Raw genomic sequence first — 18216 nt, 5'->3', positions numbered from 1 at the left:
ACTCTGCATCTGTCTTTTGTTCCGATGTATTCAGCGTTATCTTCTGTTCTGGTTGTGAATCACCACCCTGCCATAACCGATCCTGCGGCCTTTTTCATTGCGGTCACAGTAACCAAATAGTCCAACTCTGTATCTATCTCTAGTTCCTCTATATTTCAGCCCTATCCCTTATTCCGATTTGCTATCACCACCCTGCCATAACCGATCCTGCGGCCTTTTTCATTGCGGCAGCGCTAAACTCCGTATCCGCACACCCTTTCAAAGCAATGAAAGCAGCCGCGAGTTTCTTTTTTGGTAGCTTTTTTCTTTGCGGTCAAAGAAAAAAGTACAAAAGTACAAACTCCTTAAAACCCAAACCTCTTGCCAATCACCACAAAAGAAGCCCCTTCATCACTTTGCGAAGTGCTGACAGCCTGCTTCTTCATCCTGCCCGGATCCCTTTCTTCAGTACCACCCTCGGATGGCTTCCCCCGCCGCTGTTCCTTCTGACCTGCAGCCGCCAGTTCGGCCAGTTCGGCCATTTTCACTAACAAGGTATTCCCGTTGTACCCTTCCATCATTGAATAATCGTCCCAGGCCTGCTTCTTTGCTTCTGCCGATTGACCCATAGGCGTCGCCTCAGCGATTTGAAACGCCGCTAAAATGGCTGCAGGACTGAACGAGAGGGTATTGATCAGCTCGATGGCATCGTCCGTACTATTCCGCATCAGGCATTCCAGCGACAAGGTTACCAACACCATACATCCTTCCGGTATCGTCCCTTCCATTTCGAAGTCCTGTGCCTCCAGGGCCATCCCGTTGATCACTGTCACATCCTTTACAGCTACATATTCATAGTATTCGCTGCGGAAGTTGAGGGCTGTGACCAGAAAGCGCAGCCGGAACCTGCCGGTCATCTCCCTGAACTTTGCCGGTACCTTCAGGTCTGTATTGCTGTGGAGGGCATCCATCTGGATGCGGATCCTTCCTTCAGGGCTAAGGGATACCACCGGTTTTACCTTCAGGGCTTCACTCAGGGGACTTTCAGCATTGAATTCAAAACCTTTCAGGCAGTCCAGGTCGCCATCGTGCAGGTCACGGTTGCCCCGGGCAGCCGTTCTGCTTCCTAAGATGCTGTGGTATACCGCACTGTTGAAGCGGTTCACCATAGCCCCGTCGTGACGGTTGCGGAAGACAGGCTTCAGGGCATCGCGGATAGAGGCCGCCGAGGTGCTGGCCAGTCCGAACTCGCAGGCGCTGGCACGGCTGGCCAGGGTCTGTCCTTTCTTTCTCTCGGGAAGCTTCTGCACTACCGTATGGGTACGGAACCTTCGGAATACTACCGTCCCTGCCGTTCCGCGCAGGGCACCATTTTTCTCTAAAATTGCCATAATCGTTATTAAAGGGCTAACTGAAGCGTCGTTAAGGCCCGGGGGAGAATGATTGAATCGAAGGTCCAGAGGGTCATGGGCGCCGGAGCTGCCGGTTTGCAAAGTAAAGTTGAGATAATACAACAGAAAGGTCAAGACAAATTCGCAATTTAAACACAGTATAAAGAAGACAACCGGATTACTGGCTAAATCCTGCATAAAGTCCGCCTTTATATACGAAAGGCGGGCTCTGAGCGGAACATAAGCAGTGTATTAGTGGCATTAATAAAGATCGGTCTATACCGGGGGCAAAGGTTGGTATAATGGGTAGCCAGCTTTTTAATCACCCGAACCGCCAAGGAGTGTTCGTTCTTCGTTTGCGTCCCAGCCCCGATAAGCTCATCAATTCCGTAAGCCGGGCTTAAAAACTAGTGCGTTCTAGGTTCTTAAGCTCTGTGATCAGTAGAGTAGCTATTTTTTCGGCCCTATTCGTCAAATAGCTTCTTTTGGAAAGATTTGGCTGTATGTATGTCCCAGAATATTATTTTGTTTTATTCTTAATCTGCTTGTTATTATTAAGTTATATAGATTTAAATAAATAATAATTTAACATAATAACTAGTGTAGCCTGTTTTGATATAGGTAACGGCCAAATTATATTCTTAACAGATAGTTAATTAACTATTATACAGTGTTCTATATGGTATTATTTAATTTGTTTGTTTAATTTAAATTACGCTTCATATCTCTTCCAGGCTAAAGAGAAATCATTTCTCATTCCTTCGAATCGTTTCACTACAGCTTCAATAAATTCTTCGTCAAGAATTTGGAATACGCCATTTACGCCTCCTGTTACATCCATTTCTGAAATCTTGTAGGTTTGCTCGAGGTTACCCTGTTCGAACTTGACCAGGAACTTCATGTTCATTGAAAAGATAGTTATTTTACAATCAGGTCTCGGCAATTCAGCAACTATACGCATGGTGAAATCTATTAATGAAAATGTTTATGAATTTAAAAACTCCTTTAGAGGATCGCGCCCTTTAAGAGATCCGAAAGAACCGACTGGTTTGAAACGCGCGAAGAGTTCTTCGCTGTACCAGTTTTCATTTCGTGTTTTTTTTATTACGTCAAGATGTTCTGCAGATGAATATGCAAAAAGCTTCATCTCTTTTGCTGAACGCCATACAGAAAACGTAGCTTGTTTGAATACCGGTGCTTCGCCTATTCCAAGAGAAAAGACGTAACCATCTGCTGAAGACATCAGATCTGAAACCCTTCCTACATTAGACCAAAAGCGCTTTATACGTGATAGTCGTATGGTAGCACGGGTTAGCACCGCGACCGGGCCATCATAGTCATCATCAGCTACAACAGGCTTAAATGGCTCCTTCTCATCCCATTTCCCCCTCGTCTCCAGGGGAGAACAAAAAACAGTCCATTGCTCTTCTGTGAATGCTCTCCACCAGCGGCTTACAAAAGAACGACTATAAAATAAGTCGAAGTCCTCTTGTGAATCCCAGACAGAAAGCAGCCCCCATTGCTGCAGGTCGGGCTGCAGGTCAAAACTTCCGTTTTTACCGCAACCAAGCAGCTTCCAGAATGAGCACCTTGCTTGTAGTAAGAGCGGAATCCTGTGGACTGCCATAGCTATGATAGCTATCGGAATATAAATCTTGGGATATCGTACTATTGTTAATGCAACAACCATTCATTAAAGATCAGCAAAAAGCTAAAGAGCTACCTCATTTATGTAAATAAAAAAGGCCCTTATAAGGGCCTCAAAAATAGGATATTTTATGCGAATTCTTATGCCATTACTGTTTTAGTTACATTATCAGCCTTTCCCGACAACTCACTAATGGCATCACTGGCTTTATCTGCCAAAGAACTGCTTAAGTCTTTAACCGAACCCAATACCTTATTACACACGTCCTTCCCATTTGAAGTACCTAAAAGATACCAGGCCGCAGCCCCTGTTGCCAGCCCGGCCAGCACAACTCCTGCGATTGTTGATCTGTTTTTCATATTCATAAGTCAAAGATTTGATTCACATTATATGTATAAACATCATGCCAAAAAACTGAGAAGTTTATTCTGTATAACTTACCGAAGGAATGGTTTTATCGATCTGCCAGCGTCCGGTGCCTTCTTCGCCAATAACGTCGAAGAGCTCGAGGATCCGCCGTGCTACATATTCTTCTTCTCTCTGCTCGTTTAGGAACCACTGTAGAAACTGAAAAGTCATAAAGTCCTTTACTTTAAAGCAGCGGTCGGCTATTCTGTTAAAACTAGCTGTTACATTAATTTCCTGTTGCAGTGCCATCTCAAATACTCCTTTGAACGACTCAAATTCCTGTGGAATATTAGTTATTTCGGGCGATATGGCGCGTCCGCCCATATCGTTCACAAACCTGAAAATCTTGAGCATGTGTTCCCGCTCTTCGCCTGACTGTTTTTCGAGGTAGCTTGCGCTGTTATCAAAGCCATTACGGTTGCACCAGGAAGACATGGAAAGATATACAGCCGAAGAATAGGCCTCCATCTTTATTTGTTCGTTTAAGAGAACTTCAATTTCTTCAGAAAGTGAAGTTCGTAATCTTAGAAGGTCTTTCATACAAATTCATTTTTTATTTACTATAAAATAAATTTAACAAGAATTTGTTGGAAAAGTATTCACCTTAATGTAATAAAGATTGAATCTAAATATTAGCAGACGTAGGGTTGAAGGCATTCTTTCACCATGCTGTTTAGCTGGATCATCGCTTTGGCACCACCCAACAACGCTTTGAGGTCAATTGCATCTTTCATTGTAAGAACAAAACATCGTTCAGTATAATGGGGCATCAGGATAGCTATATCTGCATGGGGTGATAGATTTTTGGCCATTTCTGTAAGGTTTATTTTTTTTACCAGACTTATGAAGTCGAGAAAGTTGCTTGTTTTAAAAGTTGAATTCCTTCCGCCAAATTCCAATAAAAAGCTGTTGTTTTTATTACACTGGAAAACAGCGCCGCACTCCGTTCTGTAAATTTCAATTAGCTGTGAATGGATTTCCCCCTGCATTTTCTTTGATGATAATAACAAAGATAGCTATTGTTTATAATCAGTCCAAATAAGATTACCCGTTTTGCAAAAAAAAGATTCTTAGTTTTATAAAAAAAACACGCAATGTCTTATCAACCGTCCTCAACACGATACGATTTAATGAAATACCGCCGCTGCGGCAATAGTGGATTGAAGTTACCGGCACTATCGCTGGGATTGTGGCATAATTTCGGGTATATTGATGTAATTGAAAATAGTCGCCGTATTCTGCACACAGCATTCGACAACGGCGTTACTCATTTCGATCTTGCCAACAATTACGGTCCGCCGCCTGGATCTGCTGAAGAAAACTTCGGAAGGATCCTCCGGGACGATTTTCGTGCCTGTCGCGACGAGCTTATTATTTCTACGAAAGCCGGCTACACCATGTGGGAAGGGCCGTATGGCGACTGGGGATCGAGGAAGTATCTTATCTCCAGTCTTGATCAGAGCTTAAAAAGAATGGGACTTGAATATGTTGATATTTTCTATCATCATCGGCCTGATCCGGAAACGCCCCTGGAGGAAACGATGCAGGCACTGGATTATATCGTTAGATCTGGGAAGGCGTTGTATGCGGGAATTTCCAACTATCCTGCAGAGAAAGCGAAGGAAGCCATTGCCGTATTGAAAAAGCTTGGAACACCCTGTCTGATCCATCAACCTAAATATTCTATGTTTGAGCGTTGGATTGAAGGTGGTCTGTTAAACGTACTTGATGAGGAGGGAGTGGGCTGCATTCCTTTTTCTCCATTGGCACAGGGCATGCTTACCAATAAATATCTGGATGGCATACCGGCAGGATCAAGAGCTTCAAGAGGCGTCTTCTTGAAAGAAAGCGATCTTTCCGAAAAACGGTTAACGCAAATATATAAGCTGAACGAGCTGGCATTGCAGCGTGATCAGAGTCTGGCGCAGATGGCTTTGGCCTGGGTGCTTAAAGATCCGCGCGTAACGTCTGTGCTGATCGGTGCGAGCAAACCTCAGCAGGTAACCGATTCTTTGAAATGCCTTGAAAATTTAACATTCAGCGAAGATGAACTAAACAGTATAGAACGGATACTGAAACATTAAATACAGTCGCTATTGGAGGTTCGTAGTTCGGGAAGCGGAAATACACAGGCAATTGGCTATTTCAAGAACAATTGATCGTTCTGCCTGTTTTTACAGCAGATCTGCAAATTGAAAACGAACCTATGATTGAAAAAGAAAATTTTCCTATGGAGGACAATGAACTTCCCGGACAGGACGATCAGAACCTGAATGATGTTAACTCCATGAGTATTGAAGAACAGGAGCAGCGAAACGATGAGGATCTCGTACAACGGCTTGAAGAAGAAAACGACCCGTTAAACGATGATTATGACGATAAAGAGGAAGTTATAGATGAGCCCTCGCCGGGCGAAGAAGAGCTAAATGACTATACCGAAAGGGAGCTTCCTGGTGGAGAGGGATATGCACCAGCAGGAGATGACAGGCCTGTTTCTAAAAATCTATTAGGTGACAACCCTCCGGGAAGTGAGCAAAAGGCATTTGATTCTGGCAACACAGGCGATATGACTAAAGACCAGGCGAAATATCCCGCAGATAATCTCCGCGAAAATTTCCGCGAAAACCTGGATAAGGCTTCAGCTGAGATCAATCTAGATAAGAAGCTAAAAGAAGATCAGTAGGTCGCATCAGCAGGGTTGGCGGTACTTATTTTATAAAAAAGAAGAGCAGCGTATTAAACAGCTGCTCTTCTTTCTAGTAGAAATCAGGACACTAACTAAACGGATCTTCCTCCGGTTCTTGAAGGCCGGTCGCCACCAGATCTTCTGCTTTCACCGTTACCTGATCCACCCTGCGGTCTGCCTTGTTCGGATCGGGAAGGCCTGGAGGGAGTGTTTAAACGTTGAGGCGCTTCTTCCCGCCGGCGATCAATATTGTTTCGTTCTGCTCCTGAAGATTCTGGCCGGGGCGCTGTTCTAACGGGACGCTGATACTGCTCTCTGCGTTCCACCTCTGCGTCGTTCTGATCACGGGACGGCTGAGAAGGCCTGGCTTCCCTGGGTGGACGTTGCATTTCGCGGTTCATATTGTTATTGTCCGCATCTTGGTTATTTCGCCTGTTATCTCTTTCGTTTTCAGGATAAGCGTTTCGAACGTCAGGACGACTACGATCGGGCCTTGTATTTCCCGGAGCGGAAGGATGATAATCGCTACTTCTGTTTCTGTAGGAGGAAGGCCTGCCTGTTTCACGGTCTGAACTTCTTCCGTCGCGAATCTCTGGCCTGTATATTCTTAGAGAACCGTTGTTTGCCATTGCTCTTCCCGGGCGGTCCATATTATCTATATGATGTACCCTGACCCGGCTCCTGGTAACCCTTTCAATCTCTTGCGGACGGGGCCCGTAGAAATATCGTCTGTTATTATTGACGTAGATATTATTGATCACCGTAGTAGACCGGTAAATATTTACAGAATGACGATGGGGAACGCAGTAGGAGTACACCGAGTGGCTCGTAATGTAGCGTTGGGGCACAAAAATCCATCGTAATAGCGGGATGTTAATGTTGATATTGATATCAAGCCCTGGAGATAGTGGTGCCCAGCCGTAGTAGCCGCCTCCGGATCGCCACGTTACCCATGCTGGTCCCCATTCTTCTCCCGGAACCCAGATCCATCCGTAATAGTCATCAAAAACCCATCGGCCATAGTGAAAAGGCGCCCATCCCCATTCATAGTCCGATACCCAGGTATTCCCGTATTCGGTAACTACCCAGTGCCCGCGGGTGCCATAAGGTTGAAATCCCGCTTCGACGCGGGGAATCCATACCCGCCCATAGTCACGGTTCTCGACCCATCGCCCGTAGGGGGCCAGTTCATCGTAGAAGGACTGAAAAGAGACACTTACCCCTGGCTGTGCAGCCGCTCTCCCTGTACCTGTAAGACTGCCTGTTATCAGAAACAATAGACAAAGCAGCAAAACTCTCTTTAATACTTTCATCTTCGTGTGTGTTTATGTGTTTGATGAGTTAACTTTATAAAGGTTTATCCGTTATGTTTTCCTCTCTTAATTGTTACTCAACTATGATAAAGACGATTTATTGTTAAAGCAGGTTGCATCCACCCTTTCCACATTCATTCATTTTTCAACAAAAACAGAAGGGATAAACATAATAAATTAACTTAGCAGGTTTAAAAAGGAGAACCGCTTGGCAAAGAGCACTACGAAAGAAACCCCGTTAATGCAGCAATACAATACCATTAAGGCGAAATACCCAGGTGCCTTATTGTTATTCAGGGTAGGTGATTTTTATGAAACATTCGGGGAGGATGCGATAAAAGCATCCGGTATTTTAGGTATTGTTCTTACCAAAAGGGCCAATGGTTCTGCTTCGCATATCGAGCTGGCAGGCTTCCCGCATCACTCACTCGAAACATACCTTCCGAAATTGGTAAGGGCCGGGCAAAGAGTCGCTATCTGCGATCAGCTTGAAGATCCGAAAACGGTAAAGACCATCGTTAAACGCGGAGTGACAGAACTTGTTACCCCTGGAGTTTCTTATAGCGATAACATACTTCAGCAAAAATCGAATAACTATCTTGCTTCGCTATTCTTTGAGAAAAATAGCGCCGGAATTGCGTTTATAGATATATCAACGGGTGAATTCCTTGTTGCACAGGGCAATAGCGACTATATTGATAAGCTCCTTCAGAGTTTTAAGCCCAGTGAAGTTATTTTTCCAAAGAGCAGGTACAAAGAGTTTACCGAAACGTATGGTGATCGTTTTTATACTTATGCACTTGATGAATGGGCCTATACAGGCGACTATGCTTACGAAAGTTTACTTAAGCATTTTGAGGTAAAGTCGCTGAAGGGATTTGGTATCGAGAGGCTTTCGTTAGCAGTTATCGCAGCGGGAGTGGCACTGCATTACCTGAATGAAACAGAACACCGCAACCTGCAACATATTTCATCGGTTGCCCGGATCGAGGAAGAGAAATACATGTGGCTCGACCGTTTCACAATCCGGAACCTTGAACTGATTGGATCGGCAAATGAAAATGCTGTAACTCTGGTTGATGTGCTTGATCATACTTGCTCGCCTATGGGGGCCCGTATGTTAAGACGGTGGATCATTATGCCACTAAAGGAACGTAAGCCTATTGAAGACCGGCTAAATGTTGTAGAGTTCCTTCTTCAAAATGAAGAATTACGCGAAAACCTGCTTCAGGAGATAAGGCAGATAGGCGATTTGGAACGCCTGATCTCCAAAATAGGCCTTCAGAAAGCCAATCCAAGAGAGGTTTGCCAGCTTAAAAAGGCTCTGTACTCTATTGAAAATATCAAAAACTATTGCACATCTTCTTCAAGCGAGTCACTTAAAACCATTGGAGAACAGCTCAATCCTTGTGTCCTTATACGGGAGAAAATAGAAAAGGAACTTCACGCAGAGCCCCCGGTAATGATCGCAAAAGGAGGCGTCATATCATCTGGTGTAAACGAAGAACTTGATCGCCTTCGGAAAATAGCGTTCGGCGGGAAAGGTTATCTGGTTGAAATTCAGAAAAGAGAAGCAGAGGCTACCGGCATTCCGTCTTTGAAAGTAGCTTTCAACAATGTCTTTGGCTATTATCTGGAGGTAACGAATTCTCATAAAGACAAGGTTCCTTCTGACTGGATCCGTAAACAAACGCTTGTAAATGCCGAGCGGTACATTACTCCCGAGCTGAAAGAATATGAAGAACAGATCCTCGGTGCAGAGGAAAAGATTCTTAGCCTGGAGACGAGGTTATATAATGAGCTGGTATATACTTTATCAGAGTATATTAAGCCTATTCAGCTAAATGCCCAGCTAACAGCTCAGCTCGACGTTTTATTATGTTTTGCTACTGTTGCTACGAAGAACTTTTATGTAAAACCGCAAATCACAGAAGATAACCTGCTGGACATAAAAGGCGGTCGGCATCCTGTTATTGAGAAACATTTACCGGTTGGGGAGGATTATATAACGAACGATGTATATCTCGACAACGAAACGCAACAGATCATTATCATAACCGGTCCTAACATGGCCGGTAAATCGGCTTTGCTTCGTCAAAGCGGACTAATCGTTTTGATGGCTCAGATGGGTTGTTTTGTACCTGCGAAAGAAGCCCGCATTGGGCTGGTGGATAAGATCTTTACCAGGGTAGGGGCTTCTGACAACTTATCGTCGGGAGAATCTACGTTCATGGTCGAAATGAACGAAACCGCAAGTATTCTGAATAACCTGTCGGACAGGAGTTTGATATTACTTGATGAAATTGGTCGCGGAACATCCACTTACGATGGTATATCCATTGCATGGGCTATTGCCGAATTTCTTCATAACCATCCCACAGCGAAGGCAAAAACGTTGTTTGCAACACACTACCATGAGTTAAATGAACTTGCAGGTTCTTTTAACAGGATAAAAAATTATAATGTTTCTGTTAAAGAGGTTGGTAACAAGGTCATATTTCTCCGTAAGCTGGTTCCGGGAGGGAGCGAACACAGTTTCGGTATCCATGTAGCTAAAATGGCCGGCATGCCGCCAAAGCTCATAAACCGCGCCAACGAAATTTTAAAAAGGCTCGAACAGGAGCGCACAGGTGGCGAGCATATAAAAGACAGCATAAAAAAGGTGCAACAGCAGGCCTACCAGTTGCAGATGTTCTCTATTGATGACCCGGTTTTAGTGAAAATACGAGATATGCTTAATAATCTCGACGTAAATACGCTTACGCCGGTGGAGGCTTTGATGAAGCTTGATGATATACAAAGGATACTGAAAGGATAAATTTAAAGTGCTGATATGGTAATTTTTAAACGGCCCGCGATCTTTCTTTTTTTTATATTCTGTATCGTTTTGTCTTCATGCAAAACCAGGAAGGTTATCACTGATGCGTCGGGACTTAGAGGAAAGAACGTTTCTGGGACTGTTAAAGAGCGTTATTCAGTTCTGCTTAACATACCCGAGAACGAAATTACTAATGAAAAACTATATAAGTTCATTGATTCGTGGATGGGCGTTCCTCACCGGGCCGGCGGGATGGACAAAGGAGGTATAGATTGTTCAGGCTTCACGACAATTCTTCAGAAGGAGATCTATAACCGGACCATGCCGCGGACTGCAAGTGGAATGGCTGATTTTGTAAAACGTAAATACGAGGAAGAACTAAAAGAAGGAGACCTTGTTTTTTTTGATTTCAGTGGTAAGAAATTTGATCACGTGGGAATATACCTCCATAACAATAAGTTTGTTCACGTATCTACCAGTCGCGGTGTAATTATCAGTGATTTAAAAGATCCCTGGTATTATAAGTACTTTTCACGTTGCGGTTCTGTCGATGACAACAAATCAGTCAATTATCCTGAAAGGCCGAGGTAGCTTAATAAAATACCTTCTGATACATTACAGTTTTAGTACCAGCCTGGAGTTATCAGCCTCGACAATATCCTGATAAAACTTTGCCAAGTCGCTATACTGCTCCTTTGGATATGTTCCTTCATTAAACTGCAAGGTACGATGATAGGTTATAACATTGCCCTTTATTGATATAACAGCCGAGTATTTCCCAAAAGGTTTCTCTATAACGGTATTTCCTGGGATATGTTCCGCCTTTAACTTTGCTGGAATTTCGAATATGTACTCGTCTTCATCCAGAAACCCCCGGTTAATATAAACAAGGTTTGTTCGATTTCGAATGTCCGGAATTGTATGATCTTCTTTATTCAACACATTCATTGATAAATACATACGACCGTTACTTAAAGAAGCGTACTCCCTCGATGAAAAATTTATATTTTCTATTGTGACCGGCTTAACGTCTTTTTCTTTTTTAAACTCAAGTGAATGAATGTCAAAATTTGGAATGGAATACAATTTAGCTAAGTGCTTTACCTGTTCTTTAAAGGGCTCTTCTTCAAGAATATCATGATTGTCGTATTGAGTGCCCTCAAAACGCGTAGTAATACTACCTTTCAGATTGCCGTTCTCTTCAAGGGAGAAGCTGGCTTTCCGGGTTTGCCTGTTATCCGAATAGGTAAATTTCGGTGTACGCAGCAATTTGCCCCCATCCGGTGTACAGGCTAATACAAGTCTGTCGTCCGTAAAATCACCGAGAAAACCAAAAGGAATACGTTTGTTGGTACATTCGAGCCACGTTGTGTCATTTTTAAATGGCAGACATAGAATAATATGATCGCCGTCGTTGATACTGGCAAAGTCGGTTGATACATCCTTTTTAAAAGACCCGGAATTTACTATGCAATAATAGGATTCAATATTTACAGCTTTTAAGAGCGCTCTCGTATAATTCACAAGGCCTTTACAATCGCCGTAACTTAAGCGATCTACATCAGCTGCCGGATAGGGCTGGAAGCCGCCAATCCCAATTTGGACGCTGATATACCTTGTCTTATCCTGCATGTAAGTATAGATCTTTTTTGCCTTTGCCTTCGGATCCGGAATATCTTTAACTAGCTCATTTATAAATAACTTTGTGGTTTCGGGTAATGCTTCTCTTTCGCGCAGCAGATTTTCATACATCCATTTTCCATATTCGGTCCAGTTGCTGAAACGGCCTTTCAAGCCGCGATAGGCGAAGCTCTCAGGAGCGAGTTTAACAGACGTCATAAATCGTTCAGGATCGGGGCTAAAAGGCTCAGACCGGATAGCCTGAACATCTTTTACCTGCCAGGTAAAGATCCTGGTATCCTTGCCTGTACTTTCATCTGGTTTGCCGGGGTAATTGATCTCCTGATGCCGAAGGGTAAAGTCGGGAGGACAAATAAAGCGGAGCGAGCTTTTCTCTATGGACACGCCGGTTGACGTTACCGGCTTCCATCGCGGAAAGAACAGGCTTTGTTTCGACTTTATTTCATACTCGTAAACAACGGTATAGGGATAGGTCGTCTGTGCCGGCTCAAATACTTTAACCCGGTCATCCTGGTATAGAGTGCCGTCGGAGACGGCACTCATATCCTTAAAGTCCTTTTCACCGAACTTGCCGGCAGGAAGCCCGAACTCATTGTAAATTATGCCTTTCAAAGACTTTATTTGATTGTTTTTATCGTAAAACAATACAATCTGGGATTCATCATCGCCCGCGCTGTTTAAAATCGTCACAGCTGTTTTTCTATGGCGGGTGACGTCATCAAGTCCATTTACCTGTATCGTCAGCTCGTCGTTTCTTATTACCGCAGAGGCACGTGTAAGTAAGGCTTTCGGAATAGCCGAAACGGCGTAGTTTTCCTGTCCCATAGTTGCATTACAGATAAATAAGGCAAGGAAAGCGATTACAAATCGGATCATATCTTTTTCTTTAACACAATGTCGGCCTTTTGAGATAGCACTATTTTATTAAATAATTCCTTTAAATAAGGATATTCACTGGCGTCATAAACCGATTTGTCGAGTTGGGTGAACTGATACAAACTAAGCACATTCCCCTCGTCGCTAACCTGCATTACAAACTTACCACCCTTATTTGGCAACGCCAGTCCGACGGTCTCCGGCTTACTTGCGACCTCAAACTTAGCAGGGAAGGTTAGCTGCATATTTACTCTGGTTTCCGACGCTGCACCTAAGTCAACGGGGTAGCTTCGTTCAGCCAGCTTAAAGGGATTTTCTGAAATGCGATCTAATATGAAGGGATTGAAAAATAATTTCTCTTTGTTGAGGTTATCGAATGCATTCGTTTCCACTTCGTATTCTTCGTAAACTGGTTTTTCCAGCGAGTCGACGTTTACGATATTGAATTTATGGATCTTCATTTTGGGCCATCGCTCTTCCAGCTTTTCTACATACTCTTCTAAGGAGTTATTTGCTTTGATAGAATTCCTTTTCTTATATGCCGCATATCCCGAAGATATAAAGGTGATCTTTCCGGTTAGCTTTCCGTCCTCCTGCAGGGTTAGTGCAAGTGTATATGTTTTCTGGTCCTTTTGTGAGGCCTTCAGATCGATCCAGTAAGATGGTTTTTTAAGGCTCATTACACGGCCCTGATCGTTGATGCAACGCATGGGAAGCAGTCCCCATGGTAGAAGAGGTTCCGTCGCATCCAGAAGGTACGACTGGCCCGCTATATTCACTTTTGAAACCACGTAGTCAAAGTCGCTTGTTCCCGGAAACAGCTTGTTTATAAGCCCGTTTCTTCGTGTAGAAAGCATAACGGCTTCGGCATCCAAACCGGCAGCTAACATGAATGCAGTAAGCGAAAGGTTAATATCTGCAACATTGCCTGTATGGCTTTCGTAGGCCTTTTTTATTCCGTTATCGCTATAGATGCCATAAAAATTGTTCCATTTGAACCATGTATGCATATGGTTGTATATCGCCTTTGCTTTGGCTAAAGGGTCGGTTATTCCGCCAGTAACCTGGGCTAATTTATCCTTGAAATAATCTCTCTTCTTTAGCTGTCCTCCAAAAGACTCGTATGATTTCATTTCCTGGTCAATGCTGCTCCATTCTTTAGTCAACTTGTGCGTAATGCCGCGAGGGTCTACATAATCAGAAAGCTCGAAATACATAGCCGACAGGAAATTCGCGGGGGAAGTCATATTATCTTCCTCGACAAAGGCGGGCACATTCTCCATCACATAAGTCATAGCAGAACAGTCTGACTTAAAGCCGCCTCCGCTATAACAATCTTTTTCGACTCTCCCCGTGTTTTTAGTGAGTTTATAGGGGCCACGGAGAGAGATATTGTAATTAAATACCGCGGGGATACGGACGAAATACTCGCTGTAGATCTTAGGGATTTCCGCCTGAAATTCCCAACTGCGAAAGTGGTGAATAAAGGGAGATTCTAAGCGGTACTTATACTCAATAATACAGCCGGAACGAAGGTTAGGCATGGCAAATTTTGTAACATCAGTATATTTATTACTGTTTTCCTTAAATATTTGTTTCGGATCCAGAACGCTCTTCCTGATCAGGTCCTGGTCGTCTGGGTAAAACGTAATCGCTTCTATATCACCGACAGTCTCAAATGTGTTATTGTCATTTTTGTGAAGCCGGATCTTTACATCTCCTGCATTAAACCCCTTTTCATTAAATATTTTAATGCGGACATGGTATTCAAAAACAAGGCGCAGATCCACATTTGTACTGATGTAGGCTGTACCGTATTCTCTCAAAACTACTGCATTTGCAGTGGTATCACGATCATACTTCTTTAAGTCAAACTCGGCTGGGGTAGGTTTGGCAAAAGGAAATTCTTCAGGTTGGGCAACAGCATAAGTGGTGCTTATTACTGCTACCATGATAAGTAAAAACTTGTTCATTGAAATAAGGATATTTGGTTGGTGAAAGATAGGTAGTGATTATTGTATTTCAAATTTTTATGGGTAAAATATTTAAAGCGTTAAAAATCAAAATCACACAGAACTGAATTATCTGATATAAATTTCCGACTTTTGTAAAACAGCAAGCAGGGCAGGAGCTCTTCTGCCTTTAACAAATTAGTAATGAATCTTAATCTTACACGTCCGATTGCTTTTTTCGATCTCGAAACCACGGGTACCATTATTGGATTAGACAGAATTGTTGAGATAGCAATACTTAAGGTATCGCCCGACGGTTCAAAGGAAATGAAAAGCTCGCGAATCAATCCGCAGATGTCTATCCCTTACGAAACGTCAATGATACATGGTATCTTTGATGAAGACGTAAAGGATGCACCTTCATTTAAGCAGGTTGCTGCAGACTTTGCAGAGTTTCTGGCCGACTGCGATCTTGCCGGCTACAACTCAAACAAGTTTGACATCCCTATGCTGATGGAGGAATTTCTTCGTGCGGGGGTAGAGTTCGATCTCGAAAGCAGGCGTTTTGTGGATGTTCAGAATATCTTTCACCAGATGGAACAGCGTACGCTGAAAGCAGCCTACCAATTTTATTGCGGCAAAAAGATAGAAAATGCTCATTCGGCCGAAGCTGATACACTCGCAACCTATGAAGTATTACTAGCGCAGCTGGATAAATATAAAGACAAGGAATGGGAAGATAAAAAAGGAAACATTTCTGTTCCTGTTAAGAACGACATTGACGCACTGCACACTTTTACGAATTTGAGCAGGCCGGTTGACTTTGCCGGCAGGATTGTGTTCAATGAAGACGGTATAGAAGTGTTTAATTTTGGTAAACATAAAGGTAAATGCGTTGAAGATGTTTTTCATGCAGAACCAAGTTATTATTCGTGGATGCAGCAGGGAGATTTTCCCCTTTATACCAAACGATGCCTTGAAAAAATCTGGATACGTTGGAACGAAAAGAAGGTGATTATTAAACAGCAAACTGAGAAAACGGTTGTGATAGACAGGCCCGATGCGAAGGCGCCGCAACCAGAAGCTGCACCAAGACCTCAGTTTCAAAAGAGAGATTTTAAACCTAACAATCCCAGACCCGAATATAAGAAAGAAAAAGCAGAGCCTATTACAACTGATATGCTTGAGCTTTTAAAACAGAAGTTCGGTAAATAAGATATTTTAGTCCCCTTCTGTAAAGGAGGGGACATTTTCGAGAGTTCTCAGAAAATCGATATTTCTCTTTAGTCCGGTAAATTTCGTTCGTTTGACAGGCGATCCTTTAAATAGCTGTTGAAATATATCTTCTGTGATCTCCTCCCATTCGGTTCTATTCATGTCAAGCAAGGATGGATGCGGTGTAAACGCAGCTTCATTATGCAGGGTAGAGAAACGATTCCATGGACAAACGTCCTGGCAGATATCGCATCCAAACATCCAGTTATCCATCTTATCTTTAAATTCAATTGGCAGCTCTTCTTTCAGCTCAATGGTGAGATAGGAGATGCATCGGCTACCATCAACAACTTGTGGAGCTACAATAGCTTCGGTAGGGCAGGCATCAATACACCGGGTACAGGTGCCACAGTGGTCTTTGGCGAGGGGCATATCATATTCCAGTTCCAGGTCTACAATTAATTCTGCCAGAAAGAAGAATGATCCGCTATGCTTGTTGATGAGGTTTGAGTTTTTGCCAATCCACCCCAGTCCGGACCTTTTGGCCCACGCCCTGTCAAGAACCGGTGCAGAGTCTACAAATGCGCGTCCTCCTATATCGCCTATATTATCAGACATTATCTTAAACAGTTCTTTCAGCTTTTCTTTAATAACATCGTGATAATCCTTGCCATAAGCATATTTAGAAATTTTCGGGGCCATGGTGTCGATTGGTTGGGCATCGGTATAATAATTAAGTCCCAACGAAATTACCGACTTTGCACCTTCTACCAGCTTACGTGGATCGAGTCGCTTATCGAAGTGGTTTTCCATGTATGCCATTTTACCATGCTTGCCCTGACTAAGCCATGCCTCGAGTCGTGGAGCCTCCTCTTCAAGATAGGTAGCTTTTGAAATACCACAGAACATAAATCCAAGCTTTAAAGCTTCATCCTTAATGAGTTTGCTGTATTTCGTTGCATTGGTAAACATATAATACAAAGATAGCTAATAATTTATTCGGATAGTTCTTACTTTTGCGCCTTCATTATGTTGCGACAACATCACCCTATATACAATTGGTCGTTCGGCCTTCTTTGCCTCAGTTCTCTGCTTTTCTCGGCCAGCTTTAACATGCTCATCCCTGAACTTCCGGCTTACCTAAGCGCCATGGGAGGAGCGGAATATAAAGGTCTAATTATCGCATTGTTCACTGTAACGGCTGGCATATCACGACCCTTCAGCGGAAAGCTAACCGATACTATAGGACGTGTACCGGTAATGGCGGTTGGATCAATAGTATGTTTTGTTTGTGGGTTCCTTTATCCTGTGTTAACCACCGTTTCTGGTTTTCTTTTTCTGCGCTTACTGCATGGGTTTTCGACCGGATTTAAACCTACCGCAACAGCTGCATATGTCGCGGATATTATTCCTGTAAGTCGTTGGGGAGAAGCAATCGGAATCCATGGATTGTGTTTTAGTACAGGAATGGCTATAGGGCCGGCTATAGGAAGCGCTATTACAGCATATTATTCCATAAATGTATTGTTTTATTGCTCCTCGCTTTTTGCTCTCATGTCTATCGTTATTCTCATGAACATGAAAGAGACGGTGAAGATTAAGCATAAGTTTAGCTTTTCACTTCTAAAGATCTCTCCAAATGAGATCATTGAGGGCCGAGTACTTCCCGCTGCCCTGGTAACATTCCTCTCGTATATGGGTTATGGCGTCTTGCTCACGCTGGTGCCAGACTGGGCTGATCACCTCGGGATAGCGAACAAAGGCTTGTTCTTCATGACCTTTACGATATCTTCTTTGCTTATCCGCTTTGTGGCAGGAAAAGTGTCAGATCAGTATGGACGCGTCAAGGTAATTATAGTGGCTTTATTTATTCTTGGAGTGGCTTTCATCCTGATAGGGTATGCAACCTCCGTCGGCATGTTGCTTGTAGCTTCTGTAGTTTATGGCATTGCTACCGGTGTATTGTCGCCGGCAACCAATGCCTGGACCGCCGACCTGAGTCATCCCGATCGCCGCGGAAAAGCAATGGCAACGATGTATATCGCACTTGAGGCCGGTATTGGCCTCGGAGCGTTATTCGCAGGCTGGATCTATCAGGATGTTATCAGTAACATTCCCTTAAACTTCTACCTTTCAGCTGGGGTTACATTTATAGCGCTGTTTTATGTATTAGTAAAGAGGAAAAAGCTGATGAAGAAGGACAGACAATAGTGTCTTTTTAGGCTTCCTCACAGAATAAAGTTAAGAGTTGACAGCGTAAGGTTGAAAGCCTGAAACGGCGTTCAATAA

Annotated in this window: 16 protein-coding genes; 6 read left to right on the top strand and 10 right to left on the bottom strand. The window is 43.4% G+C overall.

Annotated elements, in window-relative coordinates; all coding sequences use genetic code 11:
* Positions 1–344 precede the first annotated feature (344 nt).
* The 6 genes from BDE36_RS14395 to BDE36_RS14370 all read right to left on the bottom strand — a co-directional run bounded on the left by BDE36_RS14395 (position 345) and on the right by BDE36_RS14370 (position 4238).
* The gene (locus BDE36_RS14395) at positions 345–1568 is read right to left on the bottom strand and encodes a hypothetical protein (protein ID WP_141815430.1); all 1224 of its coding nucleotides are present in this window, start codon (positions 1566–1568) and stop codon (positions 345–347) included.
* 514 nt (positions 1569–2082) lie between these two features.
* On the bottom strand, positions 2083–2331 hold the full coding sequence (locus tag BDE36_RS14390) for a hypothetical protein (RefSeq protein ID WP_128767521.1): 249 nt from the start codon (positions 2329–2331) through the stop codon (positions 2083–2085).
* A 24-nt stretch (positions 2332–2355) separates the two neighbouring features.
* A complete protein-coding gene (locus tag BDE36_RS14385) occupies positions 2356–2997 on the bottom strand; it encodes a DUF3291 domain-containing protein (RefSeq protein ID WP_235904490.1) in 642 nt (213 codons plus the stop codon).
* A gap of 161 nt (positions 2998–3158) precedes the next feature.
* Positions 3159–3377 carry a hypothetical protein gene (locus BDE36_RS14380; RefSeq protein WP_141815429.1) on the bottom strand — a complete coding sequence of 73 codons (219 nt, stop codon included), beginning with the start codon at positions 3375–3377 and terminating at the stop codon, positions 3159–3161.
* Between the two features lie 64 nt (positions 3378–3441).
* Positions 3442–3966 carry a ferritin gene (locus tag BDE36_RS14375; RefSeq protein WP_128767518.1) on the bottom strand — a complete coding sequence of 175 codons (525 nt, stop codon included), beginning with the start codon at positions 3964–3966 and terminating at the stop codon, positions 3442–3444.
* A 92-nt stretch (positions 3967–4058) separates the two neighbouring features.
* On the bottom strand, positions 4059–4238 hold the full coding sequence (locus BDE36_RS14370; RefSeq protein ID WP_141815428.1) for a hypothetical protein: 180 nt from the start codon (positions 4236–4238) through the stop codon (positions 4059–4061).
* A 282-nt stretch (positions 4239–4520) separates the two neighbouring features.
* Between BDE36_RS14370 and mgrA the strand changes: the two genes are divergently transcribed.
* Together mgrA and BDE36_RS14360 are read left to right on the top strand one after the other, a co-directional pair.
* On the top strand, positions 4521–5510 hold the full coding sequence (mgrA, locus tag BDE36_RS14365) for an L-glyceraldehyde 3-phosphate reductase (protein WP_141815427.1): 990 nt from the start codon (positions 4521–4523) through the stop codon (positions 5508–5510).
* Positions 5511–5632: 122 nt separating this feature from the next.
* Entirely contained in the window at positions 5633–6109 is a 477-nt protein-coding gene (locus tag BDE36_RS14360; protein WP_141815426.1) for a hypothetical protein, read from the top strand.
* Positions 6110–6204: 95 nt separating this feature from the next.
* Here BDE36_RS14360 and BDE36_RS14355 read toward each other — a convergent pair whose 3' ends face one another.
* Positions 6205–7425 (bottom strand): DUF6600 domain-containing protein, encoded by a 1221-nt coding sequence (locus BDE36_RS14355; RefSeq protein ID WP_141815425.1) that lies wholly within the window; start codon positions 7423–7425, stop codon positions 6205–6207.
* Positions 7426–7633: 208 nt separating this feature from the next.
* On the opposite strand from BDE36_RS14355, the gene mutS reads away from it, so the two are divergent.
* Both mutS and BDE36_RS14345 read left to right on the top strand, forming a co-directional pair.
* Positions 7634–10243: a DNA mismatch repair protein MutS gene (gene mutS / locus BDE36_RS14350; protein WP_128767513.1), complete on the top strand. Its 2610-nt coding sequence runs from the start codon at positions 7634–7636 to the stop codon at positions 10241–10243.
* A gap of 15 nt (positions 10244–10258) precedes the next feature.
* Positions 10259–10834 carry a C40 family peptidase gene (locus BDE36_RS14345; protein ID WP_141815424.1) on the top strand — a complete coding sequence of 192 codons (576 nt, stop codon included), beginning with the start codon at positions 10259–10261 and terminating at the stop codon, positions 10832–10834.
* Between the two features lie 24 nt (positions 10835–10858).
* On the opposite strand, the gene BDE36_RS14340 is transcribed toward BDE36_RS14345, so the two are convergent.
* Together BDE36_RS14340 and BDE36_RS14335 are read right to left on the bottom strand one after the other, a co-directional pair.
* A complete protein-coding gene (locus BDE36_RS14340) occupies positions 10859–12760 on the bottom strand; it encodes a DUF3857 domain-containing protein (RefSeq protein WP_141815423.1) in 1902 nt (633 codons plus the stop codon).
* The gene (locus tag BDE36_RS14335) at positions 12757–14733 is read right to left on the bottom strand and encodes a DUF3857 domain-containing protein (protein WP_141815422.1); all 1977 of its coding nucleotides are present in this window, start codon (positions 14731–14733) and stop codon (positions 12757–12759) included. The genes BDE36_RS14340 and BDE36_RS14335 overlap by 4 nt, the downstream gene beginning before the upstream one ends.
* Before the next feature lie 183 nt (positions 14734–14916).
* Here BDE36_RS14335 and BDE36_RS14330 point away from each other — a divergent pair, with 183 nt between their 5' ends.
* Complete coding sequence (locus BDE36_RS14330) at positions 14917–15927, top strand: 3'-5' exonuclease (RefSeq protein ID WP_141815421.1); 1011 nt, start codon at positions 14917–14919, stop codon at positions 15925–15927.
* A 6-nt stretch (positions 15928–15933) separates the two neighbouring features.
* On the opposite strand, the gene queG is transcribed toward BDE36_RS14330, so the two are convergent.
* Positions 15934–16899 (bottom strand): tRNA epoxyqueuosine(34) reductase QueG, encoded by a 966-nt coding sequence (gene queG / locus BDE36_RS14325; RefSeq protein WP_141815420.1) that lies wholly within the window; start codon positions 16897–16899, stop codon positions 15934–15936.
* 57 nt (positions 16900–16956) lie between these two features.
* Between queG and BDE36_RS14320 the strand changes: the two genes are divergently transcribed.
* Positions 16957–18138, top strand: a complete 1182-nt coding sequence (locus BDE36_RS14320) for an MFS transporter (protein WP_128767507.1) — start codon at positions 16957–16959, stop codon at positions 18136–18138.
* Positions 18139–18216: the final 78 nt, after the last annotated feature.

It is taken from the genome of Arcticibacter tournemirensis, from assembly GCF_006716645.1.
Classification (GTDB): Bacteria; Bacteroidota; Bacteroidia; order Sphingobacteriales; family Sphingobacteriaceae; genus Arcticibacter; species Arcticibacter tournemirensis.
Note: the sequence above shows the minus strand (reverse complement) of the source record. Positions and strands in the feature narration are given on the sequence as shown.

Bases quoted from the DNA above. Each gene is read 5' to 3' on its own strand.
- BDE36_RS14395 (WP_141815430.1), bottom strand. From the start codon at position 1,568: ATGCAGGATTTAGCCAGTAATCCGGTTGTCTTCTTTATACTGTGTTTA.
- BDE36_RS14390 (WP_128767521.1), bottom strand. From the start codon at position 2,331: ATGCGTATAGTTGCTGAATTGCCGAGACCTGATTGTAAAATAACTATC.
- BDE36_RS14385 (WP_235904490.1), bottom strand. From the start codon at position 2,997: ATGGCAGTCCACAGGATTCCGCTCTTACTACAAGCAAGGTGCTCATTC.
- BDE36_RS14380 (WP_141815429.1), bottom strand. From the start codon at position 3,377: ATGAAAAACAGATCAACAATCGCAGGAGTTGTGCTGGCCGGGCTGGCA.
- BDE36_RS14375 (WP_128767518.1), bottom strand. From the start codon at position 3,966: ATGAAAGACCTTCTAAGATTACGAACTTCACTTTCTGAAGAAATTGAA.
- BDE36_RS14370 (WP_141815428.1), bottom strand. From the start codon at position 4,238: ATGGCCAAAAATCTATCACCCCATGCAGATATAGCTATCCTGATGCCC.
- mgrA (WP_141815427.1), top strand. From the start codon at position 4,521: ATGTCTTATCAACCGTCCTCAACACGATACGATTTAATGAAATACCGC.
- BDE36_RS14360 (WP_141815426.1), top strand. From the start codon at position 5,633: ATGATTGAAAAAGAAAATTTTCCTATGGAGGACAATGAACTTCCCGGA.
- BDE36_RS14355 (WP_141815425.1), bottom strand. From the start codon at position 7,425: ATGAAAGTATTAAAGAGAGTTTTGCTGCTTTGTCTATTGTTTCTGATA.
- BDE36_RS14345 (WP_141815424.1), top strand. From the start codon at position 10,259: ATGGTAATTTTTAAACGGCCCGCGATCTTTCTTTTTTTTATATTCTGT.
- BDE36_RS14340 (WP_141815423.1), bottom strand. From the start codon at position 12,760: ATGATCCGATTTGTAATCGCTTTCCTTGCCTTATTTATCTGTAATGCA.
- BDE36_RS14335 (WP_141815422.1), bottom strand. From the start codon at position 14,733: ATGAACAAGTTTTTACTTATCATGGTAGCAGTAATAAGCACCACTTAT.
- BDE36_RS14330 (WP_141815421.1), top strand. From the start codon at position 14,917: ATGAATCTTAATCTTACACGTCCGATTGCTTTTTTCGATCTCGAAACC.
- queG (WP_141815420.1), bottom strand. From the start codon at position 16,899: ATGTTTACCAATGCAACGAAATACAGCAAACTCATTAAGGATGAAGCT.
- BDE36_RS14320 (WP_128767507.1), top strand. From the start codon at position 16,957: ATGTTGCGACAACATCACCCTATATACAATTGGTCGTTCGGCCTTCTT.